The organism is Crenobacter sp. CS_VA4 (genome assembly GCF_055597485.1).
This window is the reverse complement of the sequence record NZ_JBVMAE010000218.1, coordinates 1-232: the sequence shown is the minus strand read 5'-3', so window position 1 is coordinate 232 and position 232 is coordinate 1. Positions and strand designations below refer to the sequence as shown.

General features: G+C 69.8%; 1 protein-coding gene. It reads left to right on the top strand.

The genetic code is table 11. The annotated features are described in order from the left end of the window. Nucleotides 1-232: hypothetical protein (locus ACZ2IA_RS23345; RefSeq protein ID WP_470294957.1), on the top strand; the 232-nt coding region annotated here is incomplete at both ends.

Genomic DNA, 232 nt, shown 5'->3' with positions numbered 1-232 from the left:
CGGGGCGGAGTCCACCGCCGAGCTGCTGACCGAGCAGGCGTTGGCGCTGCAGGCGGCACCGACCCCGATCCCCGGGGGCGCGCACGAGCGTTTCTGGCGCACGGAGTACGTCGGCGGCTATCCGATCGTCATCCATCTCTACATCGGCGAGACGTCGGCGACGACGGCCGAAGACCTGCTGCAGTACGCACGGTTGGGCATCGGCGGGTTCGTGCAGACCTGGAGCCTCCTC